Origin of the sequence: Streptomyces sp. ME19-01-6, from assembly GCF_033793745.1 — a bacterium.
In the GTDB taxonomy this organism is placed as follows: Bacteria; Actinomycetota; Actinomycetes; order Streptomycetales; family Streptomycetaceae; genus Streptomyces.
This window is the reverse complement of the sequence record NZ_JARAXF010000107.1, coordinates 1-1,125: the sequence shown is the minus strand read 5'-3', so window position 1 is coordinate 1,125 and position 1,125 is coordinate 1. Positions and strand designations below refer to the sequence as shown.

The window sequence follows — 1,125 nt, the reverse complement described above, 5'->3', positions numbered from 1 at the left end:
CGCCGCGCCCAGCAGTGGGTGATGCGCGGGGTCCAGGCCGATGGCTGCCGCGTCCCCTGTCTGGGTGGGGGTGTTGAGCCAGTAGCGTTGGTGTTGGAAGGGGTAGGTGGGTAGGTCGGTGTGGTGGGGGGTTGGGGTGTGGTGTTGGTGTTGCCAGGTGATGGGGTGGCCGGTGGTGTGGGCGTGGGCGAGGGCGTGGAGGAATTGGTGGGTGTCGTCTTTGTTTCGGCGGAGGGTGTTGATGGTGGTGGTGGGGGTGTTGGTGGTGTCGGTGGTTTCTTGGATGGCGGGGGTGAGGGTGGGGTGGGGGCTGATTTCGATGTAGGTGTGGTGGTGTTGTTGGGTGAGGGTGTGGATGGCTTGGGTGAAGTGGACGGGTTGGCGGAGGTTTCGGTACCAGTAGTGGGCGTTGAGGTGGGTGGTGTCGGTCCATTGGTTGTCGACGGTGGAGTAGAAGGGGGTGGTGGCGGGTTGGGGTGTGATGTCGTGGAGTTGTTGGAGGAGTTGGTTTTTGATGGTTTCGATGTGGGGGGAGTGGGAGGCGTAGTTGACGGGGATGCGTTTGGCGTGGATGTGGTGGGTGTTGAGGTGTTGGACGGCTTGGGTGAGGGCGTGGGTGTTTCCGGTGATGATGGTGGTGTGGGGGCTGTTGTGGGCTGCGGTCCAGAGTTGGTCGGGCCAGTGGGTGTTGATGAGGTGGGTGATGTCTTGGTGGGGGAGGGGGATGGAGGCCATGCCGCCTTGGTTGTGGAGGGTGTGGAGGGTTTTGCTGCGGAGGGTGATGATTTTGGCGGCGTCGGTGAGGGTGAGGGCGCCGCTGATGTGTGCGGCGGCGATTTCGCCTTGGGAGTGGCCGATGACGGCGTCGGGGTGGAGGCCGTGGGAGCGCCAGAGTGTGGCGAGGGAGACCATGAGGGAGAAGAGGACGGGTTGGATGATGTCGGCGCGTTGCCACAGGGGGTCGGTGTCGGGGCGGTGGAGGATGTCGGTGAGGGTCCAGTCGGTGTGGGGGGCCAGGGCTTGTTCGCAGGCGTTCATCGATTGGGCGAAGACGGGTGAGGTGGTCAGCAGCCGCAGTCCCATCCCCGCCCACTGACCACCCTGACCCGGAAACACAAACACCAC

General features: G+C 64.1%; 1 protein-coding gene. It reads right to left on the bottom strand.

Features of this window, described 5'->3' with window-relative positions; genetic code table 11:
• The coding region (locus PV419_RS52835; RefSeq protein ID WP_415925579.1) for an acyltransferase domain-containing protein at nucleotides 1–1,083 on the bottom strand (1,083 nt) is incomplete at its 3' end.
• Between the last annotated feature and the right edge of the window lie 42 nt (nucleotides 1,084–1,125).